The organism is Mesorhizobium sp. WSM4846, from assembly GCF_055811415.1.
This window is the reverse complement of the sequence record NZ_JBVVPZ010000004.1, coordinates 21630-46960: the sequence shown is the minus strand read 5'-3', so window position 1 is coordinate 46960 and position 25331 is coordinate 21630. Positions and strand designations below refer to the sequence as shown.

Annotated in this window: 19 protein-coding genes and 1 tRNA gene; 13 read left to right on the top strand and 7 right to left on the bottom strand. The window is 63.0% G+C overall.

The window, feature by feature from the left end; genetic code table 11:
• Positions 1-62: 62 nt before the first annotated feature.
• Positions 63-4811 carry a glutamate synthase large subunit gene (gene gltB / locus AC0L15_RS05550; protein WP_287246088.1) on the bottom strand — a complete coding sequence of 1583 codons (4749 nt, stop codon included), beginning with the start codon at positions 4809-4811 and terminating at the stop codon, positions 63-65.
• Between the two features lie 575 nt (positions 4812-5386).
• On the opposite strand from gltB, the gene AC0L15_RS05545 reads away from it, so the two are divergent.
• Positions 5387-6439 carry a threonine aldolase family protein gene (locus tag AC0L15_RS05545; protein ID WP_473495987.1) on the top strand — a complete coding sequence of 351 codons (1053 nt, stop codon included), beginning with the start codon at positions 5387-5389 and terminating at the stop codon, positions 6437-6439.
• Positions 6440-6509: 70 nt separating this feature from the next.
• Here AC0L15_RS05545 and AC0L15_RS05540 read toward each other — a convergent pair whose 3' ends face one another.
• On the bottom strand, positions 6510-6974 hold the full coding sequence (locus AC0L15_RS05540; protein ID WP_128169805.1) for an Hsp20 family protein: 465 nt from the start codon (positions 6972-6974) through the stop codon (positions 6510-6512).
• Positions 6975-7518: 544 nt separating this feature from the next.
• Here AC0L15_RS05540 and AC0L15_RS05535 point away from each other — a divergent pair.
• On the top strand, positions 7519-8493 hold the full coding sequence (locus AC0L15_RS05535) for an alpha/beta fold hydrolase (RefSeq protein WP_287246085.1): 975 nt from the start codon (positions 7519-7521) through the stop codon (positions 8491-8493).
• Positions 8494-8604: 111 nt separating this feature from the next.
• Here AC0L15_RS05535 and AC0L15_RS05530 read toward each other — a convergent pair whose 3' ends face one another.
• The 3 genes from AC0L15_RS05530 to AC0L15_RS05520 all read right to left on the bottom strand — a co-directional run bounded on the left by AC0L15_RS05530 (position 8605) and on the right by AC0L15_RS05520 (position 11369).
• On the bottom strand, positions 8605-9147 hold the full coding sequence (locus AC0L15_RS05530) for a DUF1579 family protein (RefSeq protein ID WP_287246083.1): 543 nt from the start codon (positions 9145-9147) through the stop codon (positions 8605-8607).
• 120 nt (positions 9148-9267) lie between these two features.
• Positions 9268-10041 (bottom strand): histidinol-phosphatase, encoded by a 774-nt coding sequence (hisN, locus tag AC0L15_RS05525; RefSeq protein ID WP_077380458.1) that lies wholly within the window; start codon positions 10039-10041, stop codon positions 9268-9270.
• Positions 10042-10412: 371 nt separating this feature from the next.
• Positions 10413-11369 carry an N-formylglutamate amidohydrolase gene (locus AC0L15_RS05520; RefSeq protein ID WP_287246081.1) on the bottom strand — a complete coding sequence of 319 codons (957 nt, stop codon included), beginning with the start codon at positions 11367-11369 and terminating at the stop codon, positions 10413-10415.
• 147 nt (positions 11370-11516) lie between these two features.
• Between AC0L15_RS05520 and cpdR the strand changes: the two genes are divergently transcribed.
• A complete protein-coding gene (cpdR, locus tag AC0L15_RS05515) occupies positions 11517-11879 on the top strand; it encodes a cell cycle two-component system response regulator CpdR (RefSeq protein WP_006199474.1) in 363 nt (120 codons plus the stop codon).
• Positions 11880-11997: 118 nt separating this feature from the next.
• Positions 11998-12072, top strand: a tRNA-Val gene (locus AC0L15_RS05510).
• A 304-nt stretch (positions 12073-12376) separates the two neighbouring features.
• On the opposite strand, the gene fcl is transcribed toward AC0L15_RS05510, so the two are convergent.
• Together fcl and AC0L15_RS05500 are read right to left on the bottom strand one after the other, a co-directional pair.
• On the bottom strand, positions 12377-13339 hold the full coding sequence (fcl, locus tag AC0L15_RS05505) for a GDP-L-fucose synthase (RefSeq protein ID WP_287246079.1): 963 nt from the start codon (positions 13337-13339) through the stop codon (positions 12377-12379).
• Between the two features lie 143 nt (positions 13340-13482).
• Positions 13483-14637, bottom strand: a complete 1155-nt coding sequence (locus AC0L15_RS05500; protein WP_287246077.1) for a dihydrodipicolinate synthase family protein — start codon at positions 14635-14637, stop codon at positions 13483-13485.
• 242 nt (positions 14638-14879) lie between these two features.
• Between AC0L15_RS05500 and AC0L15_RS05495 the strand changes: the two genes are divergently transcribed.
• The 9 genes from AC0L15_RS05495 to AC0L15_RS05455 all read left to right on the top strand — a co-directional run bounded on the left by AC0L15_RS05495 (position 14880) and on the right by AC0L15_RS05455 (position 25330).
• The gene (locus tag AC0L15_RS05495) at positions 14880-15923 is read left to right on the top strand and encodes a LacI family DNA-binding transcriptional regulator (RefSeq protein ID WP_287286005.1); all 1044 of its coding nucleotides are present in this window, start codon (positions 14880-14882) and stop codon (positions 15921-15923) included.
• Entirely contained in the window at positions 15920-16936 is a 1017-nt protein-coding gene (locus AC0L15_RS05490) for a Gfo/Idh/MocA family protein (protein ID WP_473495986.1), read from the top strand. The genes AC0L15_RS05495 and AC0L15_RS05490 overlap by 4 nt, the downstream gene beginning before the upstream one ends.
• Positions 16933-18534, top strand: coding sequence for an acyl CoA:acetate/3-ketoacid CoA transferase (locus AC0L15_RS05485; protein WP_287246066.1), 1602 nt, complete (start codon positions 16933-16935; stop codon positions 18532-18534). The genes AC0L15_RS05490 and AC0L15_RS05485 overlap by 4 nt, the downstream gene beginning before the upstream one ends.
• Positions 18527-19303 (top strand): enoyl-CoA hydratase/isomerase family protein, encoded by a 777-nt coding sequence (locus AC0L15_RS05480; RefSeq protein WP_473495985.1) that lies wholly within the window; start codon positions 18527-18529, stop codon positions 19301-19303. Before AC0L15_RS05485 ends, AC0L15_RS05480 begins: the two co-directional genes overlap by 8 nt.
• Positions 19304-19323: 20 nt before the next feature.
• Positions 19324-20835, top strand: a complete 1512-nt coding sequence (locus AC0L15_RS05475) for an aldehyde dehydrogenase family protein (protein WP_287246063.1) — start codon at positions 19324-19326, stop codon at positions 20833-20835.
• 59 nt (positions 20836-20894) lie between these two features.
• Positions 20895-22148, top strand: a complete 1254-nt coding sequence (locus AC0L15_RS05470) for an ABC transporter substrate-binding protein (protein ID WP_287246061.1) — start codon at positions 20895-20897, stop codon at positions 22146-22148.
• Positions 22149-22312: 164 nt separating this feature from the next.
• Positions 22313-23269 (top strand): carbohydrate ABC transporter permease, encoded by a 957-nt coding sequence (locus AC0L15_RS05465; RefSeq protein ID WP_473495984.1) that lies wholly within the window; start codon positions 22313-22315, stop codon positions 23267-23269.
• The gene (locus AC0L15_RS05460) at positions 23266-24210 is read left to right on the top strand and encodes a carbohydrate ABC transporter permease (protein WP_091600410.1); all 945 of its coding nucleotides are present in this window, start codon (positions 23266-23268) and stop codon (positions 24208-24210) included. The genes AC0L15_RS05465 and AC0L15_RS05460 overlap by 4 nt, the downstream gene beginning before the upstream one ends.
• A gap of 4 nt (positions 24211-24214) precedes the next feature.
• Positions 24215-25330, top strand: coding sequence for an ABC transporter ATP-binding protein (locus AC0L15_RS05455; protein WP_128173791.1), 1116 nt, complete (start codon positions 24215-24217; stop codon positions 25328-25330).
• The last annotated feature ends 1 nt before the right edge of the window (position 25331 follow it).

Sequence of the window (25331 nt, the reverse complement as noted above, 5' to 3'; positions counted from 1 at the left end):
GAGGCCAGGATTGTTGATGAAGGCATCGACCGGGAAGCTTTGCTTCCCGGCAATCCCAATACCTATTCCGCCGCAACGCCCATGCGCATGCGTTCCATTTCGATCAGCGCGCGGCGGTATTCGACCGGCATGATCTTCCGGAATTTCGGCCGGAAAGTCGCCCAGTTGTCGAGGATCTCGCGGCCGCGCACCGAACCCGTGTAATGAACGTGGTTCGAGATCAGCTGATAGAGCCGCTCCTCATCATGGCTGGTCATGTCGCCGGACACGTCGACGCGGCCTTTGTGATCGAGGTCGCCGCCATGATGGAGCAGTTTCTCCATCAGGTCGTCTTCTTCGGGAACGGGTTCCAGTTCGACCATCGCCATGTTGCAGCGCTCGGCGAAATCACCCACCTCGTCGAGCACATAGGCGACGCCGCCCGACATGCCAGCGGCAAAGTTGCGGCCGGTCTGCCCGATGACGACGACAATGCCGCCGGTCATGTACTCGCAGCCATGGTCGCCAACACCTTCGACGACGGCAGCGACGCCCGAATTGCGAACCGCAAAACGCTCGCCGGCGACGCCGCAGAAATAGGCCTCGCCCTCGGTCGCGCCGTAGAGCACCGTGTTGCCGACGATGATCGACTCGGCTGCGACGATCTTCGTGTTCTCAGGCGGGCGGATGACGATGCGTCCGCCCGACAGGCCCTTGCCGACGTAGTCGTTGGCGGCACCGACCAGCTCGAACGAAACCCCACGCGCCAGGAAGGCGCCGAAGGACTGGCCGGCGGTGCCGGTGAGCTTCACCGAGATCGTGTCCTCGCGCAGGCCCTTGTGCCTGAAGCGCTTTGCCACTTCGCCCGACAGCATGGCGCCGGTCGAACGGTCGACATTGCGGATCGGCAGCTCGATGCTGACCGGCTGCCTGGCTTCGAGCGCCGGCTTGGCCAACTCGATCAGCTTGCGGTCGAGCACGTCGTCGATCGGATGCTTCTGCCGCTCGGTCCAGTGCACCGCCTCATGCGGCGCATCCGGCTTGAAGAACATCTTGCTGAAATCGAGCCCGCGCGCCTTCCAGTGCTGGATCAGCGCCCGCTTCTCCAGGAGTTCGGTGTCGCCGATGATCTGGTCGAGATGGGTGTAGCCCATCTCGGCGAGCAGCGCCCGCACCTCTTCCGCCACATAGAAGAAGAAGTTGATGACGTGTTCCGGCGTGCCTTTGAAGCGCTTGCGCAACACCGGATCCTGCGTCGCGACGCCGACCGGGCAGGTGTTGAGATGGCACTTGCGCATCATGATGCAGCCGGCCGCGATCAGCGGCGCGGTCGAGAAGCCGAATTCGTCGGCGCCAAGCAGCGCGCCGATGACGACGTCGCGGCCGGTGCGCAGGCCGCCATCGACCTGCAGCGCGACGCGCGACCTGAGGCCGTTGAGCACCAGCGTCTGGTGCGTCTCGGCAAGGCCCATTTCCCACGGGCTGCCGGCGTGCTTAAGCGAGGTCAGCGGCGATGCGCCGGTGCCGCCGTCATAGCCGGAAATGGTGATGTGATCGGCGCGCGCCTTGGCGACGCCGGCCGCAACCGTGCCGACACCGACTTCGGAGACCAGCTTGACCGAGACATCGGCCGCCGGGTTGACGTTCTTGAGATCGTAGATCAGCTGCGCCAGATCCTCGATCGAGTAGATGTCGTGATGCGGCGGCGGCGAGATCAGGCCGACGCCGGGCGTCGAATGCCTGACCTTGGCAATGGTGGCATCGACCTTGTGGCCGGGCAGCTGACCGCCCTCGCCGGGCTTCGCCCCTTGCGCGACCTTGATCTGCATCACATCGGAGTTCACCAGATACTCCGCCGTCACGCCGAAACGCCCGGAAGCGACCTGCTTGATCGCCGAACGCTCGGGGTTCTTGCCGCCGTCCGGCAGCGGCAGGTAACGGTCGGCCTCTTCGCCGCCCTCGCCGGTGTTCGACTTGCCGCCGATGGTGTTCATGGCGCGCGCCAGCGTGGTGTGCGCTTCCCTGGAGATCGAGCCAAAGGACATCGCTCCGGTCGAGAACCGTTTGACGATATCGGCCGCCGACATGACCTCGTCGAGCGCGACCTTGTTGCGCCCGGTTTCTTCGGCCAGCCTGATCTTGAACAGGCCGCGAATGCTCTGCGCCCGCGCCGTCTCGCTGTCGATCTGAGCGGAATAGTCCTTGAACGTCTGCGACGATCCCTGGCGCACGGCGTGCTGCAGGGTGGCCACCGCATCGGGCGACCAGATATGCGCTTCGCCGCGCATGCGGAACATGTATTCGCCGCCGACCTCGAGGCTGTTGCGCAGCACCGGGTCGTTGCCGAAGCCGTCGGCGTGGCGGCTGACCGTCTCGGCCGCGATCTCTTCCAGCCCGACGCCTTCGATCAGCGTCGCGGTGCCGGTGAAATATTTCTGCACGAAATCGGTCTTCAGCCCGATTGCGTCGAAGATCTGCGCGCCGCAATAGGACTGGTAGGTCGAGATGCCCATCTTCGACATGACCTTGAGAATGCCCTTGCCGATCGACTTGATGTAGCGGGAGACCACCTCATTGGCGTCGACTTCGGCCGGCAGCTCGCCGCGCTTGTGCATGTCGAGCAGCGTGTCGAAGGCGAGATAGGGATTGATCGCCTCGGCGCCATAGCCCGCAAGGCAGCAGAAATGATGCACCTCGCGCGGTTCGCCGGACTCGACGACCAGCCCCACCGATGTACGCAACCCCTTGCGGATCAAATGATGGTGGACCGCCGCCGTCGCCAGCAATGCCGGGATGGCGATGCGGTCCGGCCCGAGCTGACGGTCGGACAGGATGATGATGTTGTAGCCGCCGGCGACCGCCGCCTCGGCGCGCTCGCACAGCCGGTCGATGGCGCCCTGCATGCCGGCCGCGCCTTCGTTCGAAGCATAGGTGATGTCGATCGTCTTGGTGTCGAAACGATCCTCGGTATGACCGATAGAGCGGATCTTCTCAAGATCGCCATTGGTCAGGATCGGCTGGCGCACTTCGAGCCGCTTGCGGCGCGAATTGCCGACGAGGTCGAAGATGTTCGGCCTCGGCCCGATGAACGACACCAGGCTCATCACCAGTTCCTCGCGGATCGGGTCGATAGGCGGGTTGGTGACCTGGGCGAAGTTCTGCTTGAAATAGGTGTAGAGCAGCTTCGATCTGTCCGACATCGCCGAAATCGGCGTGTCGGTGCCCATCGAGCCGACCGCTTCCTGGCCGGTGGTCGCCATCGGCGACATCAGCAGCTTGGTGTCTTCCTGGGTAAAGCCGAACGCCTGCTGACGATCGAGCAGGCTGACGTCCCTGCGCAGCGCCCGCGGCTCGACCGGCTTCAGGTCTTCGAGGATGAGCTGGGTGTTGGCGAGCCAGCTCTTGTAGGGATGCCTGGTCGCGATCTCCGACTTGATCTCCTCGTCGGAAACGATGCGGCCCTTCTCCAGGTCGATCAGCAGCATGCGGCCGGGCTGCAGCCGCCACTTCTTGACGATCCTTTCCTCCGGCACCGGCAGCACGCCGGCTTCCGAGGCCATGATGACGCGATCGTCGTCGGTGACGATGTAGCGCGCCGGGCGCAGCCCATTGCGGTCGAGCGTGGCGCCGATCTGGCGGCCGTCGGTGAAGGCCACCGCCGCCGGCCCGTCCCACGGCTCCATCAGGGCGGCGTGGTATTCGTAAAAGGCCTTGCGATCTTGATCCATCAGCTTGTTGCCGGCCCAGGCCTCGGGGATCAGCATCATCATCGCGTGGGCGAGCGAGTAGCCGCCCTGCGTCAGGAATTCGAGCGCATTGTCGAAACAGGCGGTGTCCGACTGCCCCTCATAGGAGATCGGCCACAGCTTGGAGATGTCGTTGCCGAACAGTTCGGAATCGACCGAAGCCTGCCGCGCCGCCATCCAGTTGACGTTGCCGCGCAGCGTGTTGATCTCGCCATTGTGGGCGACCATGCGATAGGGATGCGCCAGCTTCCACGACGGGAAGGTGTTGGTCGAGAAACGCTGGTGGACGAGGATCAGCGCCGTCTCGAAACGCGGATCGGTCAGATCCTTGTAATAGGCGCCGACCTGATAGGCCAGGAACATGCCCTTGTAGACGATGGTACGCGATGACATCGACACGACGTAAAAACCATTGTCGACGCCCTTGGTCTCTTCATGGATACGACCGGAAATGACCTTGCGCAGGATGTAGAGCCGCCGTTCGTAATCGTCGTCGCTCTCGATCTCGGCGCCACGGCCGAGGAACACCTGCCTCTGGACCGGTTCGGAAGCAGCGATATCAGGCGCCTTTGACAGCGATGAATTGTCGACCGGCACGTCGCGAAAGCCGAGCAGCGGCTGGCCTTCGAGCTGCGCGACCTCGGCGATGATGCCTTCGATATGCGCCTGAAGCTCAGGATCGCGCGGCATGAACACATGGCCGACGGCGTAATGGCCGGGCTTGGGCAGTTCGACGCCCTGGCTGGCCATCTCCTCGCGGAAGAAGCGGTCGGGAAGCTGCACCAGCACGCCGGCGCCGTCGCCCATCAGTGGGTCGGCGCCGACGGCGCCGCGATGCGTCAGATTTTCGAGCACCGCCAGGCCGTCCGTGACGATCTGATGCGACTTGACGCCCTTCATATTGACGATGAAGCCGACGCCGCAGGCATCGTGCTCGTTGCGCGGATCGTAAAGGCCGTGGGCGGCGAACCCGGTAGGGGTCCGCCCGATCTTGGTCAGGCCAGTGGCGATGGACGGATTTTTGACGGCTGGCGCTTTCGTCTGCGCGGCCGGGCCGTTCGTCGCAGATGGCGTCACTTCCGTCATCGTCCTGTCCTCCATCCCCAGCCCTTAGGGCGCTGGTTTCCGTTGGGAAGCGCATGAGCTTCCCTCTCATCCTTGCGGCACGTCTTGCGAAATCCTTGCCGAACCAGGCGGCCTGGTTCGCATCCGGCAATCGTACAGGCCAGAGCCGGGCTGTCTACCTGTCGCTCGCGGCAACGGCCGGAGAGGCCCAATGATACGCCAATCCAGCCTGTTTTGTGCGACAAAATAAGACAGCACTACTGTCCTAAATTTTTATGACAGAAATTGCGGATGCGCACAAGACCGATTCACAACAATTGTGAGCATTCAGAGACAGAAAATTACGCGCCACCCCGTCAAAACGCAACCTTCAGTCGTCCGCCTTAATGCATGTCGCGCAAAAGTGTGCAGCGGTTTTGCGATAATGACATGCATGAAAACAACAACCTAAAACGCGTCGCATGAGGCCGGCCGAACGCGACGCGCTTTAGTCCCCGGCCTCTCGCTGGCTTTACCGCTTTTCCGGCGCTTGGCACTTGCGAGCGGCATGCGAAAGCGGCCAAGGTCGCCTTGATTTTCCCAGCACAGGCAAACGCATGAATTTCGCTTCCGACAATTGGGCAGGCGCCCATCCCAGCATCGCCGCGGGCCTGTCGGCCCATGCGGGCGGCTTTTCCACCGCCTATGGCGACGGCGCCCTCGACGAGGCCGCATACCAGCGCTTCAACGAAATCTTCGAGCGCGAGGTCGCGGTGTTTTTCGTGGCCACCGGCACCGCCGCCAATTCCCTGTCGCTGACCGCCTACAACAAATCGGGCGGCATTTCCTTCTGCCATCGAGAGTCACATGTCATCGAGGATGAATGCGGCGCCCCGGAATACTTTACCGGCGGCTCTCGGCTCCATGCCGTCGACGGTGCGCTGGGCAAGATCGATCCGAATATGCTGGACAGGACGGTCGGCCGGTTCGCGCCAGAAATCGTCCATTCCGGGCGCCCGATGGCGGTGTCGATCACCCAGTCGACCGAGGTCGGCACCATCTACACACTGAACGAAATTGCCAGGATTTCGGCGATCGCCAAGCATCACAAACTGCCGCTGCACATGGATGGCGCCCGCTTCGCCAATGCGCTGGTCGCGCTCGAGACAACACCGGCGGAGATGACCTGGAAGGGCGGCGTCGACATCCTCTCTTTCGGCGGCACCAAGAACGGCTGCTGGTGCGCCGAGGCTATCGTGCTGTTCGACCTCGACCGCGCCAGGGAACTGGCCTTCCTGCGCAAGCGCGCGGCGCAATTGTTCTCGAAATCGCGCTTCATCGCAGCGCAGTTCGAAGCCTATTTCAAGGACGACCTGTGGCTCGACACGGCGCGGCATGCCAACGCCATGGCAGCACGCCTCGCAGGACTGATCGAGGATTCCGCGTCGGCGCGTCTGGCCTGGCTGCCGCAAGCCAACGAAGTGTTCGCAGTGATGAAAAAGGCCAAGGCTGAACGGGTGCATTTGGCCGGTGCCGCCTTCTACGACTGGCACAAGCCGCACGACTTTGATGGCCATATCGGCGAGGACGAAGCGCTCTATCGTTTCGTCACCAGCTTTGCGACCACGGCCGAAGAGGTCGACCGCTTTGGCGAGCTAATTGCTCGATAGCGGCACCTATCCATCAAAAGGGCGGCGCCAGGCACCGCCCTCGTCTGTTAGGTCGTCTTTGTGACGCAGCTTACGCGGCGGTCTTGGCCTCGATCTGCTTGGCCTTCGCCGAAGACGCGGTGATCGCGATCTTGCGGGGCTTCAACTCCTCGGGAATATTGCGCTTGAGGTCGACGAAGAGCAGGCCGTTCTTCAGCGAGGCGCCGACGACATCAACGTGGTCGGCAAGCTGGAAGCGGCGCTCAAAGGCCCTGCTCGCGATACCGCGATAGAGCAGTTCGGAGCCTTCGCCATTGCCCTCCTTGCGCTCACCCTTGACAGTCAGAACGTTGCGGTGAGCCTCGATCGAGAGCTCATCGTCCGAGAAGCCGGCGACCGCCATCGAGATGCGATAGGAATCCTCACCGGTGCGCTCGATGTTGTAGGGCGGATAGGTCTGTGCACCTTCCGGCTGAGCAAGCGAATCGAGCATGGTGAACAGCCGGTCGAAACCGACGGTCGAACGATAAAGCGGGGAAAAATCAACGTGACGCATAGTGTGTTCTCCTGTTGAGCAACAAACGTATGGCCGGTGCGAAACCCGTGACGGCGTTCCGGATGGGCCAGCGGCCCCGACATTGGCGGCCGCAGCAGACATTTGGGGAGCACGAGAAGGCATTTCAAGATTCTGCCGCCTCAATGAACGGCAGATGAACCGCGGCTTCGGCGGACGTTCAGCTAAGTCGCGCTAGACTGCTTCCAGGATCAAGGAACAGGCGGCGGTTACGGCGTCGCGCGTCCTCTCGGACATGCAAAAGGAAGCTGTAACATTTTGATTGCGCATGATTGACGGCGAAATCGGCTGCGGTTTTCGCGGTTATGCGCGAGATGCCACAACGGGGCCGACCGGGTGTAACGTCCCTTCCTCCCGGATCGACGGGGGGCCGGAAGCATGCCGCAAGCTGCTTTCGGCCTCACTCGCCGGCTGGCTCGTTCAGCCTTTCCAACGCGTCCGGAATTCCTTTGCTTTTGCTGCATGGGCGTCTATGCCTACCACAGCTTGCGCCATGCAGGCAGCGACACATAAAACGCAGCGCCGAATGACGGACCTCCTCGACAAAATTCCCCTCTTCCGCGAAATTCCGGGCAATCCGCTGCCGGAAATTGCGGCCGGTGGTTTCTTCACCACGCGCGACGGCAAGAAGATCCGTTATGGCCTCTTTGCCGCCGTTGCCCGCCCGATGAAGGGCACCGTGGTCCTCTTGACCGGCCGCAACGAGTGCATCGAAAAGTATTTCGAGACCATCCGCAACCTCGCCGACCGCGGCTTTGGCGTCGCCACCTTTGACTGGCGCGGCCAGGGCGGTTCCGACCGGCTGATCAGCGATCGCGAGCGCGGCTATGTCCGCAGTTTCTTCGACTACACCGGCGACCTGGAACAGTTGTTCGAGGAGATCGTGCTGCCCGACTGCCGGGGGCCGTATTACATATTGGCCCATTCGGCCGGGGCGGTGATCACGCTGCTTGCCGGGCCGTCGATGGTGAACCGCGTACGGCGCATGGTGCTGATCGCGCCCTTCCTGGCGGTGCCCGACCTACCGGTCTCGACAACCACCGTTCGCCGCCTCTGCTCGCTGTTCTGTCTGCTGGGCCTTGGCAAGCTTTATGCCGCCTGGGGTCCGCGGCCCAGAAAAACCATACCCTTTGCCGTCAACAAGGTGACATCGGATCCCGAGCGGTATCGGCGCAACACGCTGCTCTACGAAACCTACCCACAACTGGCGCTCGGCGGCCCGACGATCCGCTGGCTGAAAGCGGCGGCGCAGGCCTCCGAGGTCATCAGCGATCCCAACTTCATGGCCAGGATCCGGGTCCCCTTGCTTGTGGTCGCCGCCGGCGCCGACCAGGTCGTCTCGACCAAAGCGGTGGAAACCTACACCAGACGCCTGCGTCTCGGTTCGCTGCTGGTGATCGATGGCGCACGCCATGAAATATTGCAGGAAGCCGACTTTTATCGCGAGCAGTTCTTTGCCGCCTTCGATGCCTTCATTCCGGGAAGCGACGACAACTCCTGATTGAGTACTCCCTCGTGACGCGCAAAAGACCGCTCCAAATCATTGAAATCCATGACTTGGCTTGAAAGAATGACTTGGCTTGAAAAAATGCCTGCCAGGTCGATCGTCGGCCTACACTTGCCGGGCGAAATCCATGATCCAGTTGGTCTCCCAGGTCTTGCCGCCATCCGCTGAAAAAGCCTGCTCCCAGCGCGCCGATTTTTCAGTGATCCGCGACCACAGGAAGCGAATCTGGATAGCGCGTCCGTCAAAAACGTCTTCACACAGGAATGTGCCGACGCCTGCTTGGAAGGCGCCGCGCATCGGAATATCGATGGTCGCCGGATTGCGGCCGTCGATCCACCAGATCGACCATTGTCTCGTCGCCGGATCGAAGGTCCGCAGCGTGGCGGCGCGATAGGCGCCGCCGGGCAATTCAATCACATTGTCGTCGACATTGCCGAGCCCGCCAAGGATCGGGCGCACCTCGCATGTCCCGCCAAACACGTCCAAGTTCGTGTCGCCCTGCAGGCGCTCCTGCAACCTTCGGTGGCTGACGTTCCAGCGTCCGGAGAAGAAATCGAAATCGGCCCGCCCATCTGCTGGAGCATTTTCTGCCGGCGCATTTTCTGCTGGAGCATCTTCGGAACGGCTGGTTGTTGACTGCGTCGGCATGAGACTCCCTCCCGTGGCATTGTCTCCATAGCCGAGAGCTGCTGACACCCTGCCGTCAGGAGCATTGGGTTATCGTCGCCGTGGGCACTTCAGTGCGTAATGGCCAGCTGCCAAGCCGGTTCAGCCACGCAACGCCGCCATCGCGGCGGCATGAAGCTCCGGCGTTGCCGCAGCCAGGATGTCGCCGCCCCTTTCCGCCGGTCCGCCTTCGAAGGTGGTGACGACGCCGCCGGCCTTCTCGATGATCGGGATCAGCGCGACGATATCGTAGGGTTTCAAACCGGGGTCGGCGACGATGTCGACGCTTCCCGCCGCGACCATGGCGAAGGCATAGCAGTCGGTACCGTAGCGGGCGAGCTGGACCTGCCGCTCGAACAGGTCGTAGCGCAGGCGCGCGTCTCCCTTGAACAGTGCTGGCGTGGTGGTGAACAGCGTCGCTTCGGCGAGGCTTGTCGTCTTGCGTGTGGTCAGCCTTCGCGGTCCGCCCGGGCCTTCATAATGGGCGCCGGACGCGTTGGCGTAGAAAAGCTCACCGGTGAAGGGCTGCGACATCATGCCGGCGACGGCATCGCCGTCGACCGTCAGCCCGACCAAGGTTCCCCACACCGGCAGGCCGGAAATGAAGGCACGGGTGCCGTCGATCGGATCGATCACCCAGACATGCCTGCTGGAAATGTTCTCGCTGCCATGCTCCTCGCCGAGGATGCCGTGATCGGGATATTCCGCTGATATAAGCGCGCGGATAACCCGCTCGGCCTCACGGTCGGCCTCGGTGACCGGGTCGAAGCTGCCTTGCTCCTTGTTGGCGACCGCGCCTTGGCTGCGGAAGCGCGGCAAGGTTTCGGCCGCGGCAGCATGCGCAATGCGCCGCATGAAATCGATGCTGATGTCCAACTGAGTCTCCCCGCGCTGCAGCCTGCTGGAACTCGTTTGCCTGCGGTATTGCGTCAAGACAAGGGCGCGCGGACATTTCCGCATCGACAACTGTTGCTCAAATGCAACGTTGGCGCCCTCGATATGCAATTCCACATCATAGTGAATCAAAAACGCCGCACGGCGGCTTGACATTTGTGCATCGCACAATAGATTTGTTCTCGGACAGGTTCTCCTGTCCATGCCCTCCTTGGGCGTTTCCTCCCTAGACTTCGACCGTGTCGTGCAAACGATGCGGTCTTTTTTTCGGCGCGGCACTCAGCCGATTGCGCGTCCCGACCCGCATGCCGATGGCTTTATCCGGCGCAAGATCTCGTTTCGATTTTCGGCAATCATTCGGCGGCAAGCGGCAGGTCGATAAAATTGTGGTCGGGCATTGCCATCAGGTCGGCCGAGAATTGCGCCAGATCGTCGGCGAGCGCATCGAAGCCGGCGGATTTCTGGAACGTCCGCTCGTTCATGTAAAGCCCGCGATTGACCTCGATCTGCAGCGCATGGAGATGGCGCACGGGGCGGCCATAGTGCTCGGTGATGAAGCCTCCGGCGTAGGGCTTGTTATGGGCGACGGTATAGCCCATGCCGATGAGCAGGCCGATCGCCGTCTCGGTCAACGCTGCCGCAGCGGACATGCCGAAACGGTCGCCGACGATGAAGTCGGGCCTGACACCGCTGTCGCCGACCCTGATGCTCGCCGGCATCGAATGGCAATCGATCAGCACGGCAAAGCCGAACCGCGCATGGGTCCTGGTCAAGAGCCGTTTCAGCGTCTCGTGATAAGGCTTGTAGACGGCCTCGATACGCGCGACGGCTTCCGCCAGCGGCAAGCGGCCGGCATAGATGTCGAGCCCTTCTCCCACCAGCTTGGGCACGGTGCCAAGCCCGCCGGCGACGCGCGCCGAACGGATGTTGCAGAACGACGGCACCGGTTCGGCGAACATGCGCGGATCGAGTTCCCACGGCTCCCGGTTGACGTCGAGATAGGCGCGCGGGAAGTTTGCCGCCAGCATCGGCGCGCCGAGCGCAACGGCGCCGCCGAACAATTCGTCGACATAGCAATCTTCGGAGCGGCGGATGGCGTTTCGGTCCAGCCTTGCCATGGCCAGGAACCGGTCCGGATAGTGACGGCCGCTATGCGGCGAGTTGAAGAGGAAGGGAACACGCTGTTCGGCGCCCGACCGGATTTCGAAGGGGGGAACGATCGAAAAATCCTCGGCTGCCGTTTTCAATTTGAACGAACCCGGAAACACCAATGCATCATGGTTGGAAAGGTGCCACCTCCCCGGCCGCATGTCCAGCGTTTCGGCGTCCGGAGCGCTTTGTTAAAGCCGGATCGGGCCTTTATCGTTCACTTGATGTTTACCCTCACCTCCTCATATACAGGATGGTTAACGGGCTGCCCCACGGCAGTCTCGGGCGGGTGATTCGGACGGGACAAGATGGCACGCATTCTACTGGCGGAAGACGACGATGACATGCGCCGGTTCCTCGTCAAGGCGCTGGAGCGTGCCGGCTACCAGGTCAGCGATTTCGACAACGGCGCCAGCGCCTATGAGCGGCTGCGCGAAGAGCCTTTCTCGCTGCTCTTGACCGATATCGTCATGCCGGAGATGGACGGCATAGAACTCGCCCGCCGCGCCACCGAGATCGATCCCGACCTCAAGGTCATGTTCATCACCGGCTTCGCCGCCGTTGCGCTCAATCCGGATTCCAAGGCGCCGAAAGACGCCAAGGTGCTGTCGAAGCCGTTCCATCTGCGCGACCTCGTCAACGAGGTCGAAAAGATGCTGCAGGCAGCCTGACACGCTTTCCGCCGCCGGCTTCCGGCGCGCCTTCGACGGCGTGGCAAGACGAACCGTTCTTTCCCTTTTCCTGCTATTGACGCGCCGTGGCAAAAATGGTGTATGCGCGGCTTCGGATGGGCGTGTAGCTCAGCGGGAGAGCACTGCATTGACATTGCAGGGGTCACAGGTTCAATCCCTGTCACGCCCACCATCCAGACAATCCGCCGTCACTCGTACCCCGTGGATTTCCTCGTCTTACGGGCGCGCTCTGGTTGGACCGCGTGAATGCCGTTTCTCGAAACGCCAAATCGGACCGCTTGATTCTTTGGCGCCAGCCAATGCTTCTCAATGAAGTCGGCTGGGCATTCTTTTTCGGCCACATCGACGAGACGGGGCATCGCTCCTCCAGGTGAATCCGAAACGCTAAACCAAGCGTGTCGGCGAGCGATTTTGCATTGGCCATGGCCAGAAGCCGTCCGCCCATGTCTGCTGGCGGCAATCAGCGTCGATTGAGATCAAGCCGCGCCGAGGCGGAGATCACCTGTCTCAATATGCTGGAGAAACCAGGCATAGGTCTGCTCCAAGCCACTCTGAAGCGAGTACCGAGGGCGCCAGCCCGTGGCGAACAGGCGCGATACGTCCATCAGCTTGCGCGGCGTGCCGTCCGGCTTCGTCGCATCGAATGTGAGCACCGCCTCGGCGCCGACGACGGCGAGCATGGTGCGGGCCAGCTCGGCAATGGTGATGTCCTCGCCTGAGCCGACATTGACGTGACTGTCACCGGCATAGTTTTTCAGCAGCCAGACCAGAGCGTCGGCGGCGTCGTCGACATGCAGGAACTCGCGCATCGGCGTGCCCGATCCCCAGACCTCCAGGGTTTTGTCGCCGGCGCGCTTGGCCTTGTGCGCCTTGCGCATCAGGGCCGGTACGACATGGCTGGTGGAGAGGTCGAAATTGTCGCCGGGGCCATATAGGTTGGTCGGCATCGCCGAGATGTACTCGACACCGTATTGGCGCCGATAGGCCTGGCACAGTTTCAGCCCGGCGATCTTGGCGATCGCGTACCATTCGTTGGTCGGTTCGAGCGGACCGGTCAGCAAGGCGTCCTCGGCGATCGGCTGTGCCGCAAATTTCGGATAGATGCAGGACGAACCGAGGAACAGCAATTTCTGCACCTCGTTGCGAAAGGCGCTCTCGATGACATTGGTCTGCATGATGAGATTGTCCTGCAGAAAATCGACCGGCAATTTGTTGTTTGCCATGATACCGCCGACCTTGGCCGCCGCCATCACCACCGCATCCGGCCTGTGGCCGGCCATCCAGCGCCGCACGCCGGCCTGATCCATCAGGTCGAGTTCATCGCGGGATGCGGTCAGGACCTCGCAGTCCTCCTCCGCCAGCCTGCGCAATAAGGCCGATCCGACCATGCCGCGATGCCCGGCCACGAAAACGCGCTTGCCCCTTAGGTCGAAATCCATTGGCGTATCCCTATCCAGAACGGCCGCTATGACCATCTGGCGTCGGCGCACCGGATGGGTTTGCGTCGGACGCATAGCGCATACAGATTTGCCCGGACAAGGCAAATCGGAGATTTGGGCGAGTTCTTCCTGTGGTATGGCGCTCAGACGCCTGCCACGGCGCACAGGTTTTTCATTCTTGCGCTGGCCAGCTCCGGGTCGGCCAGCAATCCGGCCTGGTCGGCAAGACGGAACACATCGGCATAGTGGCAAATGCCGCGGGCCGATTGCATGCCGCCGACCATCGAAAAATGGTCCTGGTGGCCGTTCAGCCAGGCCAGGAATACGATACCGGCCTTGTAGTACTCGGTCGGCGCCTCGAAGATTTTTCGCGACATAGGCACTGTCGGCGCCATCAGCGCGTCATAGCCGGCGCGATCGTCGTCGGCCAGCCTCGCCAGCGCGGCATTGGCGACCGGCGCGATAGCGTCGAAAATCCCGAGCAGCGCATGCGAGTGTCTTTCGCCATCGCCGGCGATCAGCTCGGGATAGTTGAAATCGTCGCCGGTGAACATGACCACGCCTTCCGGCAGCCGGTTGCGCAGGGCAACTTCTTTGCCGGCATCGAGCAGCGATATCTTGATCCCCTCGACCTTGCCGGCGTGGCGTTCGATGATGGCGACGACTGTATCGAGCACAGTCTCGAAATCATGGCTGCCCCAATAATTCTTCAGCGCCGGATCGAACATGTCGCCCAGCCAGTGCAGGATGACCTTGCCGGATGCCTGGGACAGGATGCGGTCATAGACGCTGGCATAGTCGTCGGGACCATTGGCGACAGCCGCCAGCGCGCGGCTGGCCATCATGATCGCCTTGCCGCCGAGGCCTTCGATGAAACCGAACTGCTCCTCATAGGCCGCGATGACATCGTCGAGCGTCCTGGCGGCGCCTGGCGCCAGATGGTCTGTTCCGGCGCCTGAGGCGAGGTCGGCACCCTCGACGGTTCGCGCCTCGGCGATCGAGCGGCGGACCAATTCCCTGGCGTTTGCCCAGTCGAAACCCATGCCGCGCTGCGAGGTGTCCATCGCCTCGGCGATGCGGAAGCCGAGCCGCCACAGATGATGGCGGAACGCCATCGTGCGCTCCCAGTCGACCGCAGGATGAGACCACGGATCGGTCATCGCGAGGGGATCGGCAACGACATGGGCGGCGGCATAGGCGATGCGCGAAAACCGCGCGCCGATCACCGGCTGTGCCGGCTGGCCGACAAGGCGGTAGCGAGTGCTGCGACCGCCCTCCCCGGGCAAGGCAATGTCCATCGATCTCTCCCTTCGTCGCGCTATTAAATGGAACGTTCCAACAAAATCAAGGGCCTTTGTGGATTCTCGATCTATACCCCAGAATGCTACATCGCAGCGAAGAAAGCCGTTTAAGAGCGGCATTTAAGGCCGCCGATTGCCAAATTTTTCGAATTCTGGAAAAATCCTGATTGACTCAAATCCAGCTCAGAATTAGAACGTTCCAATAAATTCGGCCGGAAAACACCGGAGGACGTATCTGAATGGCCAGCAGGCCCAAGGCGACGATACTCGACATTGCCCGTCAGGCGGGCGTGTCCAAGTCGACGGTGTCGCTGGTGCTGCAGGGCAGCGGCCTGATCCGGCCTGAGACCGCGCTGAAGGTTCGCAAGGCGATCGAGGATGTCGGCTATGTCTACAACCGCGGCGCCGCCAATCTGCGCAAGGCCCATTCCAACGTCATCGGCATGGTCATCAACGACCTTACCAACCCGTTCTTCGCCGAAATGGCGGTTGGCATGGAGCGTGTGTTCCAGTCGGCGGGCATCGTGCCGTTCATCGCCAACACGGCGGAAAACCCGGTGCGCCAGGAAGAGGTGCTGAAATCGCTGATGGAGCAAGGTGTCGCCGGGCTGATCGTGTCGCCGGCGCGCGGCACGACCCCTGGTGCTTTCCGTCGCATCGAGATGGCGGGCCTTCCGATCGTCTTCACCATGCGCCGCCTTCCTGAAAGCCGCATCCCGGTGATAGCGCCCGACAATCATCGCGGTGCCTGGCTCGCCACCGCCCATCTGATCGGCAAAGGGCATCGCCGGCTGGCGTTCTTCGGCGGCTCATCGGATCTGGTAGTCTATCACGAGCGGCTGGGCGGTTTTCGCAAGGCCTGCGAGGGGCTCGGCATCGCCAAGCGCGATACACTGGTCGTCGAAGGCGAAACCAGCCGCAAGGGCGGCATTGCCTGCCTGGAGACGGCCCTCGCCATGGCCGAGCCGCCGACCGCGGCGCTGTGTTTTAACGATGCGGTTGCCTTCGGCGTCATGCTGGCGCTGCGCAAGCGGGGTCTCGAGCCCGGCGCGGATTTCGCAGTTGTCGGCTTCGACGACGTGATCGAAGCCCAGCACTACATGCCGGCGCTGACCAGTGTCGCGGTGGATTCGGCAGGCCTCGGCGAGCGCGCCGCCCATGTCATGCTGAAGATGATCCAGTCGCGCACCACCCGCGCCGAGGATCATATCGGCGCCGTCAACCTCGTCGTCAGGGACAGTTGCGGTCCTGATCGCCGTGCCGGAATGGGAGACGCGGCATGACCGTCAGATGGGGACTGATCGGCGCAAGCACGATCGCCAGGCAATTCGTGATCAACGCCATTCGTGCGCAACCGAACAGCGAGATCACGGCGGTGATGAGTTCCAGCCCGGAACGCGCCGCTGCCTATGCCAAGGAAAACGGCATTTCGCTCGCCGTCTCGACGCTCGATGCATTGCTCGGCTCCGACATCGACGCCGTCTACATCTCGACCACCAACGAATTGCATCTCGAACAGGCACTAGCCGCCATCACCGCGGGAAAACATGTGTTGTGCGAAAAGCCGCTGGCTCTGACCAGCGCCGATGCACGGAAGATGGTCGCCGCCGCCAAGGCGGCCGGTCTCGTGCTCGGCACCAACCATCATCTGCGCAATGCCGGCTCGCACCGGGCAATGCGCGAAGCCATTGCCGACGGCCGCATCGGCAAGCCGATTGCTGCGCGCGTCTTCCACTCGGTCTATCTGCCCGAAAATCTGCAGGCCTGGCGCATAACCAGGCCGGAAGCCGGTGGCGGCGTGGTGCTCGATATCACCGTGCACGATGCCGACACGCTGCGCTTCGTGCTCGGCGACGATCCGCTCGAAGTTTCGGCGTTCACCCAGGCCGCAGGCATGGCCAGCGGCGGGCTGGAAGACGGCGCCATGTGCATCTGGCGCTTCAGTTCGGGCATCATCGCCCAGTCGCATGAAGGCTTCACCACCAAATTCGCCGGCACCGGCTTCGAGGTGCATGGCAGCGAAGGCTCCCTGATCGCGAAAGATGTGATGACGCAGAAGCCGATCGGCTCTGTGCTGCTGCGCACGGCAAAGGGCGAGGAGGAATTGAGCTTCGACCGCGAAGATCTCTATGTCCGTTCCCTGCGCCAGTTCCACGCGGCGATCGGTGGCGAAGGCCAGCCGTCGGCCACCGGCGAGGACGGCGTCTGGTCGCTGACATCAGCCGAAGCCGCGTTGCAATCCGCGAAGTCCGGAAAATCGGTCGCGATCGATCCGAATCTCTCGGGCGCAGCGTGAGCAAACTCGTCTCCGCAGCGCAAGCCGCCAGCCTGATCATGGACGGCATGGTCGTTTCGGTGTCGTCGTCGAGCGGTCTCGGCTGCCCGGATGCGGTGCTCGCCGCGATCGGCGAGCGCTTCGACGCGCAAGGCCATCCGAAGAACATCACAACGCTGCACCCGATTGCCGCCGGCGACATGTACGGAATCAGGGGTATCGACCATCTGGCCAAGCCCGGCCTGTTGAAGCGCACGCTGTGCGGCTCCTATCCGTCCGGCCCTTCATCCTCTGAACCGCCGCAGATCTGGAGGATGATCGGTGACAATTCGGTCGCCGCCTACAACGTGCCCTCAGGCATCCTGTTCGACATGCATCGCGAGGCCGCTGCCAAGCGCCCCGGCGTGCTGACCAAGGTCGGCCTCGACACCTTCGCCGACCCGCGTCATCAGGGCTGCGCCATGAATGCGGCGGCCAGCGAGCCGATCGTTTCGGTGCAGCAGTTCGACGGCGAGGAATGGCTCTATTTCCGCTCGATCGTGCCTGATGTCTCCATCATCCGCGCCACCACCGCCGACGAGCGCGGCAACCTCACCTACGAGCACGAGGGCGCTTATCTCGGCGGGCTGGAGCAGGCGCTCGCCGCCCGCAACAATGGCGGCATCGTCATCGCGCAGGTCAAGCGCGTCGTCGAGAATGGCACGCTGAAGCCGCATGACGTGCGCGTACCCGGTGTGCTGGTCGACCATATCGTGGCGGCGCCCGACCAGTTGCAGACGACGCTGACACCCTACGATCCGGCGATCTCCGGCGAGATCTTCAGGCCGCTGTCGACTTTCCGCAACGCCGAGATGAGCGTCCAGAAGGTCATCGCGCGGCGCGTCGCCATGGAGCTTGCCGACGGCATGGCCGTCAACATCGGCTTCGGCATCTCGGCCAACGTGCCACGCATCCTTATCGAGGAAGGCCAGCACGGCAAGGTCACCTGGGTGATCGAACAGGGCGCGGTCGGCGGCGTGCCGCTGCTCGACTTCAAGTTCGGCTGCTCGTCGAACGCCGACGCGTTCATGCCTTCGCCACACCAGTTCATCTATTTCCAGGGCGGCGGTTTCGACGCGTCGCTGCTGTCCTTCCTGCAGATCGACCGCCACGGCTCGGTCAATGTGTCGAAGCTTTCGGCGCGGCCGCATGTCACCGCCGGCGCCGGCGGCTTTGTCGACATCACCGCGCGGGCCAAGAAGATCGTGTTTTCCGGCTTTTTCAATGCCGGCGCCAAGCTGTCGCTCGCCGATGGCGGCATCCGCATCGACGGCGAAGGCAAGGTTAAGAAGGTGGTCGGCGAGGTCGAGCACATCTCCTTCTCCGGCAAGCGCGCTGTCGCGCAAGGACAGGACATCACCTATGTCACCGAGCGCTGCGTCATGAAGCTGACGCCGGATGGGCTGATGGTGACCGAGTTGGCACCGGGCATCGACCTTGAGCGCGACGTGCTGGCGCAGGCCGAGATCCCGCTCGCCGTCGCCAACGACCTGAAGGTCACGCCGGACGCGCTCTACCGTGACCAGCCGATCGGACTGTCGCTCAATGGCGGCGCCTCACTTGGAGGCGCGCATGGCTGAGCGTCTCGTCAGCTTTGAAACCAACGGGGACCTCGGCATCGTCACGCTGCGCCGGCCGGAGAAATTCAACGCGCTCGACATCGCGATGCTGCGCGCGCTGGAAGCCGCGCTCGACGCGGCGGAAGCCGCGGACGGCGTCCGTGTCGTGCTGCTGTGCGGCGAAGGCAAGGGCTTTTGCGCCGGCGGCGATGTCGAAGCCTGGTCGCAAATGAGCGCCGCCGATTTCCAGGTGCACTGGGTTCGCTACGGCCACCGCGTCTTCGACCGGCTGGCGCGATTGCGGCAACCGACGATCGCCGTTCTGTCCGGCCATGCGCTGGGCGGCGGGCTGGAACTGGCGGTCGCCTGCGACTTCCGCGTCGCCGAGGCGCAGGTCAAATTGGGTTTGCCGGAAACCTCGATCGGCGTGGTGCCCGGCTGGTCCGGCACGCAGCGTGCGGTGCGCCGCTTTGGCGCGCAGACGGTGCGGCGCATGGCGCTTGGCGGAGAACTGTTCGTGGCTGCCGAAGCACTCGTTCTGGGCATCGTCGACCGGGTGGTCGAAACGGGCAATGCATTCACCGAGGCCAAGGCCTGGGCCGGCAAGATCGCCGAGCGCGGCCCGCTGGCAACCGAAGCCGCCAAGCTGATGATCGCGGTCGCCGAGGGCGAGGACAGTGCTGCCGCAACCGAGGCTCTGGCCAGCGGCTTCATCGCGCTGACCGGAGACCTCAAGGCTGGTGTCGACGCTTTCAAGGCCAAGCGGAAACCAGCGTTTTCAAGGTCATGAGAATGCAAACGGAAGCTCACATGAACTTGCCCCTCACCATCGCCATGCCCGCCGAGGCATCCGCAGCACCGAAGACCTACCGGCTGCTGATCGACGGCAAGTTCGTCGATGCCGGCGACGGCCGCACGCTGGAACGCAACAGCCCCGGCCACGGCTTCACCGTTTCGCGCTATGCGCAAGCTGGCGAAGAGGAAGTCGAGGCGGCGGTACAGGCCGCGCACAAGGCTTTTGAGACCGGCCCCTGGCCGCGCATGAAGGCCGGCGAGCGCGCCACGGTCCTGCTCAAGGCGGCGGACCTGATCGAGGCGCGGCTCGAGGAGATTGCCCGGCTCGACGCGTTGGAATCCGGCAAGCCGATCACCCAGGCGCGCGGCGAGATCGGCGGCGCCGTCGACATCTGGCGCTATGCCGCGGCGCTTGCCCGCACACTCCATGGCGAGAGCTACGCCAATCTCGGCGACGCCATGCTGGGCGTCGTGCTGCGTGAACCGATCGGCGTCGTCTCGATCATCACGCCGTGGAATTTTCCGTTCCTCATCGTCAGTCAGAAACTGCCGTTCGCGCTCGCCGCCGGCTGCACGGCGGTGGTCAAGCCGAGCGAGATGACCTCGGCCTCGACCTTCGTGCTCGGCGACATCCTGATGCAGGCCGGCTTGCCGGATGGCGTCGTCAACATCCTCGCTGGCCTGGGCGCCGATATCGGCGCGCCGATGGTCAGCCATCCGCTGGTCGAGATGGTGTCGTTCACCGGTTCCACCCGGGTCGGCAAGATGACCATGGCGTCGGCTGCGAACGCGCTGAAGAAGGTCTCGATGGAGCTCGGCGGCAAAAACGGTCAGATCGTCTTTCCAGATGCCGACCTCGAAGCCGCCGCCGACGCGGCGGTGTTCGGCGGCTTCTTCAACGCCGGCGAATGCTGCAACGCCGGCAGCCGGCTAATCGTCCATGAGGCGATCGCCGACGACTTCCTCGGCGCAGTGAAGGCGCTCACCGCCAGGGTCACCGTCGGCGATCCGCTCGACAACAGCACCAAGGTCGGCGCGATGATCTCTTCCGAGCACCTTTCCAAGGTCACCGGCTACGTGGCGGCGGCGGCAAACGACGGCAGCAGCGTCTATAGCGGCGGCAAGCAGATCGCCTCCAGTGCCGGTCAGTATCTCGATCCGACCATCCTCCGCGGCGTCACCGAAGACATGGCCATCGCGCGTGAGGAAGTGTTCGGCCCGGTGCTGTCGGTGCTGACGTTTGGATCGATTGAAGAGGCGTTGCGCATCGCCAACAACACGCCCTATGGTCTATCGGCGGGTGTGTGGAGCGCCAGCATTGACACCTGCATGTCGGTGGCGCGGAGTGTGCGTTCGGGAACCGTTTGGGTGAACACGTTCATGGAAGGTTATCCCGAGCTGCCATTCGGAGGCTACAAGCAATCCGGTCTCGGACGCGAACTCGGCAAGCGCGCCGTCGAGGATTATACCGAGGAAAAGACAATCCAGTTTCATCGCGGCCAGCGCACCGGATGGTGGGTCGGCTGAGCTGTGAAGAACCCGGCGGACAGCCGCCGGTCGTGTAGCTGCAACAAGGGAGGAAGTACATGTTGCGCAAACTGCTTATCGGAACGGCTCTCGGCTCGGGTCTTGCGTTCGCGGCCCATGCCCAGGACGTCAAGGAAGTCGAGATGCTGCATTGGTGGACGTCTGGCGGCGAAGCGGCTGCCTTGAACGTGCTCAAGGAGGATCTGGCCAAGCAAGGCTTTGCCTGGAAGGACGTGCCCGTGGCCGGCGGCGGCGGCGACGCCGCCATGACCGCGCTGAAGGCGATGGTCGCGGCCGGCAACTACCCGACCGCCTCGCAGATGCTCGGCTATACCGTGCTCGACTATGCCGCAGCCGGCGTGATGGGCGACCTGACCGAGGCGGCGGTAAAGGAAGGCTGGGACAAATCCGTTCCGGCCGCCCTGCAGAAATTCTCGGTCTATGACGGCAAGTGGGTCGCGGCTCCGGTCAACGTCCACTCGGTCAACTGGCTGTGGATCAACAAAGCGGTGATGGACAAGATCGGCGGCACCGAGCCCAAGACCTTCGACGAATTCATCGCGCTGCTCGACAAGGCCAAGGCTGCGGGCGTCATCCCGCTCGCGCTCGGCGGCCAGAACTGGCAGGAAGCCACCATGTTCGATTCGGTCGTGCTGTCGACCGGCGGACCTGAGTTCTACAAGAAGGCCTTCAACGACCTCGACGAGGAGCAGCTGAAGTCCGACACGATGAAGAAGTCGTTCGACAACCTTGCCAAGCTCGTCACCTATGTCGACCCGAACTTCTCCGGCCGCGACTGGAACCTCGCCACCGCCATGGTCATCAAGGGCGATGCTCTGGTGCAGGTGATGGGCGACTGGGCCAAGGGCGAATTCAACGCCGCCAAGAAGACGCCGGGCACCGACTTCCTGTGCTATCGCTTCCCGGGCACCGACGGCAGCGTGGTCTACAACTCCGACATGTTCGGCATGTTCGACGTTCCGGAGGACCGAAAGGCCGCCCAGGTCGCCTTGGCCACCGCAACTTTGTCGAAGAGCTTCCAGTCGGCCTTCAACGTCGTCAAGGGCTCGGTCCCGGCCCGCACCGACGTGCCCGACACCGACTTCGACGCTTGCGGCAAGAAGGGCATGGCCGACCTGAAGGCCGCCAACGAAGGCGGCACGCTGTTCGGTTCGCTGGCGCAAGGCTATGGCGCGCCGCCCGCCGTCGCCAATGCCTACAAGGACGTCGTCTCGAAATTCGTCCACGGCCAGATCAAGACCTCGGACGAGGCCGTGACCCAATTGGTCAACGCAATCGAAGACGCCAAATAAGAACCGGCATGAAAGGACCTTCCCCGCTCCGGTGGGGAAGGTTCCACCAAGCCAGGATGGTCGGCTTCTGGTCGGAATGGCGCCGGCGATCAACCAACACGCCCCGTCTCGACGGGGCTATCCTTCCCCGCCTGGCGGTGAAGGGACCCGCGAGGGAGGAGCCCATGACAACGGTCGCAACCCAGATCAAGCTGACGCCGGAGCATAATGCGCGCCCGGGCGCGTCGGTGCGTTCGCGCCTGCAGGACGCGCTGCCGAAGATCGTGCTGGCGCCAAGCTTTGCGATCACCATCGTCTTCGTCTACGGCTTCATCCTGTGGACGGTCTATCTGTCCTTCACCAACTCCAAGACCTTCCCGTCCTATGCGCTGACCGGGCCGCGTGCCTATCAGAGGCTATGGCGCTGGACCTTCGAGAGCGACCCGCCGTCGAGCTGGTACACGTCGATCACCAATATGGGCATTTTCGGCTTTCTCTACATCTTCATCTGCCTGGCGCTCGGCCTGTTCCTGGCCATCCTGCTCGACCAGAAGATCCGTGGCGAAGGCATGTTGCGGCCGGTCTATCTCTACCCGATGGCGCTGTCCTTCATCGTCACCGGCGTCGCCTGGAAATGGTTCCTCGATCCCGGCCTCGGCCTGGAGCAGACGCTGCATCAATGGGGCTGGACGAGCTTCCATTTCGACTGGATCAAGAACAAGGATTTCGTCATCTACACCGTGGTGATCGCCGGCGTCTGGCAGGCCTCGGGTTTCATCATGGCGATGTTCCTGGCCGGCCTGCGCGGCATCGACGGAGAGATCATGAAGGCGGCGCAGATCGACGGCGCCACCACGGTCCAGCTCTATCGCCGCATCGTCATCCCGCTGCTGCGGCCGGTCTTCCTCTCGGCCTTCATCGTGCTCGCTCACCTCGCCATCAAGTCCTACGATCTGGTCGTAGCACTGACCAGCGGCGGGCCGGGCGGCTCGGCCTGGCTGCCGTCGAACTTCATGTATGAGTACACTTTCAAGCGCAACGAAATGGCCGTCGGCTCGGCCAGCGCCGTGATCATGCTGATGACCATCACCGCGATCATCGTGCCCTATCTCTATTCCGAGCTCAGGGAGCGGCCGCGATGAGCGTCATTGCCACGCCCACTCGCCAGAGCACTGGCGGCATCAGCGCCAGGACCGTCAACCGCATCGTCATCTACGGCCTGCTGGCGCTGTTCGCGCTGTTCTACCTGATGCCGCTGTTCGTCATGCTGGTGACCTCGTTCAAGACCATGGACGAGATCCAGAACGGCAACATGCTGGCGCTGCCGCAGGCGCCGACCTTCGAGCCGTGGCTGAAGGCGTGGGGCGAGACCTGCGTCGGCCTGACCTGCGCCGGCATCAAGGGCTATTTCTGGAATTCCATCAAGATGGTGGTTCCGGCGGTGCTGATCTCGACGCTGCTCGGCGCGCTCAACGGCTATGTCCTGACCAAATGGCGCTTCCGCGGCCACACGCTGGTTTTCGGGCTGATGCTGTTTGCCTGCTTCATCCCTTTCCAGTCGGTGCTGTTGCCGATGGCGACGATCCTCGGCAGCCTCGGCCGCTTCGGCGTGACGCTGCGAAACGCAACGGGATTTTCATTCGGCTTGGGCAATCCGACGGTCAATCTGGTCTTTGTCCACGTCGTCTACGGGCTCGGCTTCACCACTTTGTTCTTCCGCAATTATTACGAGGCGTTCCCGACCGAACTGGTCAAGGCGGCACAGGTCGACGGAGCCAGCTTCTTCCAGATTTTCCGGCGCATCATGCTGCCGAATTCGATGCCGATCTTCGTCGTCACCGTCATCTACCAGTTCACCAACATCTGGAACGACTTCCTGTTCGCCTCGGCCTATGCCGGCACCGGCGACGCGATGCCGATGACCGTGGCGCTGAACAACGTCGTCAACACCTCGACCGGTGTCGTCGAATACAACGTCAACATGGCGGCGGCGATGATCGCCGCACTGCCGACCCTTCTCGTCTATGTGGTCGCTGGCCGCTATTTCGTGCGCGGCCTGATGGCCGGCGCCGTCAAAGGATAATCGAATGGCTTTTCTCGAAATTGATGGGCTGAGGAAGCGGTTCGGATCGGTCGAGATCCTGAAGGGCATCGACGTTGATCTCGAAAAGGGCGGCTTCCTCGTGCTGGTCGGCCCGTCCGGCTGCGGCAAGTCGACCTTGCTCAACACCATCGCCGGCCTGGAAACTATCACCGAAGGCGAAATCCGTGTCGACGGACGCACGATCAACGATCTCCACCCCTCGAAGCGCGACATCGCCATGGTGTTCCAGAGCTATGCGCTCTATCCGAACATGACCGTCGCGGGAAACATTGCCTTCGGCATGGAGATGCGCGGCGTGCCGGCCCACGAGCGCCAGAAGGCGATCGACAAAGTGGCGAAGGTGCTGCAGATCGGCCACCTCCTGCAGCGCAAGCCGAGCCAGCTTTCCGGCGGCCAGCGTCAGCGCGTCGCCATGGGCCGGGCGCTGGTGCGCGACCCCAAGCTGTTTCTCTTCGACGAGCCGCTCTCCAATCTCGACGCCAAGCTGCGCGTCGACATGCGCATCGAGATCAAGCGGCTGCACGCAACCACCGGCACCACGATCGTCTACGTCACCCACGACCAGATCGAAGCGATGACGCTGGCCACCAAGATCGCGGTAATGCGCGACGGCGAGGTGCAGCAATTCGGCACGCCTGCCGAAATCTACAACAACCCGACCAATCTGTTCGTCGCCGACTTCATGGGCTCGCCGGCGATGAACCTGATCCCGGCGACGATCGGCGGCAATGGCAATGCGCTTTCCGTGGTGCTGCAGCGCGAGGCGCGCGAGCCGATCTCGCTGCCGCTGGCCGATGCGCCGACTGGTCTGTCGGCATTCCACGACAAGCCGATCATTTTTGGCGTCCGCCCCGAGGCCCTGACCGATCCTGAAGGAGCCGAACGCAACGCATCGAACATCGCCACCGCCGACTGTCACATCGAGGTTGTGGAACCGGCCGGCTCCGACACCTTCGCCGTCACCAATCTCGGCGGCAAGGCGGTGGTGGCGCGTCTGCGCGCCGACGCCAACATCCAGCCGGGCACGGTCACGCCGCTCGCCTTCAACCTGACCAAGGCGGTGTTCTTCGATCCGGCGACCGAGAACCGCATCCTCTGAC

What these genes read in the sequence shown, in the direction of transcription:
- AC0L15_RS05520 (WP_287246081.1), bottom strand. Translation starts at nt 11,369, where the DNA reads ATGCGGCCGGGGAGGTGGCACCTTTCCAACCATGATGCATTGGTGTTT.
- AC0L15_RS05460 (WP_091600410.1), top strand. Translation starts at nt 23,266, where the DNA reads ATGAGCGTCATTGCCACGCCCACTCGCCAGAGCACTGGCGGCATCAGC.
- AC0L15_RS05470 (WP_287246061.1), top strand. Translation starts at nt 20,895, where the DNA reads ATGTTGCGCAAACTGCTTATCGGAACGGCTCTCGGCTCGGGTCTTGCG.
- AC0L15_RS05490 (WP_473495986.1), top strand. Translation starts at nt 15,920, where the DNA reads ATGACCGTCAGATGGGGACTGATCGGCGCAAGCACGATCGCCAGGCAA.
- AC0L15_RS05540 (WP_128169805.1), bottom strand. Translation starts at nt 6,974, where the DNA reads ATGCGTCACGTTGATTTTTCCCCGCTTTATCGTTCGACCGTCGGTTTC.
- AC0L15_RS05465 (WP_473495984.1), top strand. Translation starts at nt 22,313, where the DNA reads ATGACAACGGTCGCAACCCAGATCAAGCTGACGCCGGAGCATAATGCG.
- AC0L15_RS05455 (WP_128173791.1), top strand. Translation starts at nt 24,215, where the DNA reads ATGGCTTTTCTCGAAATTGATGGGCTGAGGAAGCGGTTCGGATCGGTC.
- fcl (WP_287246079.1), bottom strand. Translation starts at nt 13,339, where the DNA reads ATGGATTTCGACCTAAGGGGCAAGCGCGTTTTCGTGGCCGGGCATCGC.
- AC0L15_RS05480 (WP_473495985.1), top strand. Translation starts at nt 18,527, where the DNA reads ATGGCTGAGCGTCTCGTCAGCTTTGAAACCAACGGGGACCTCGGCATC.
- AC0L15_RS05495 (WP_287286005.1), top strand. Translation starts at nt 14,880, where the DNA reads ATGGCCAGCAGGCCCAAGGCGACGATACTCGACATTGCCCGTCAGGCG.
- AC0L15_RS05500 (WP_287246077.1), bottom strand. Translation starts at nt 14,637, where the DNA reads ATGGACATTGCCTTGCCCGGGGAGGGCGGTCGCAGCACTCGCTACCGC.
- cpdR (WP_006199474.1), top strand. Translation starts at nt 11,517, where the DNA reads ATGGCACGCATTCTACTGGCGGAAGACGACGATGACATGCGCCGGTTC.
- AC0L15_RS05535 (WP_287246085.1), top strand. Translation starts at nt 7,519, where the DNA reads ATGACGGACCTCCTCGACAAAATTCCCCTCTTCCGCGAAATTCCGGGC.
- AC0L15_RS05530 (WP_287246083.1), bottom strand. Translation starts at nt 9,147, where the DNA reads ATGCCGACGCAGTCAACAACCAGCCGTTCCGAAGATGCTCCAGCAGAA.
- gltB (WP_287246088.1), bottom strand. Translation starts at nt 4,811, where the DNA reads ATGACGGAAGTGACGCCATCTGCGACGAACGGCCCGGCCGCGCAGACG.
- AC0L15_RS05545 (WP_473495987.1), top strand. Translation starts at nt 5,387, where the DNA reads ATGAATTTCGCTTCCGACAATTGGGCAGGCGCCCATCCCAGCATCGCC.
- AC0L15_RS05475 (WP_287246063.1), top strand. Translation starts at nt 19,324, where the DNA reads ATGAACTTGCCCCTCACCATCGCCATGCCCGCCGAGGCATCCGCAGCA.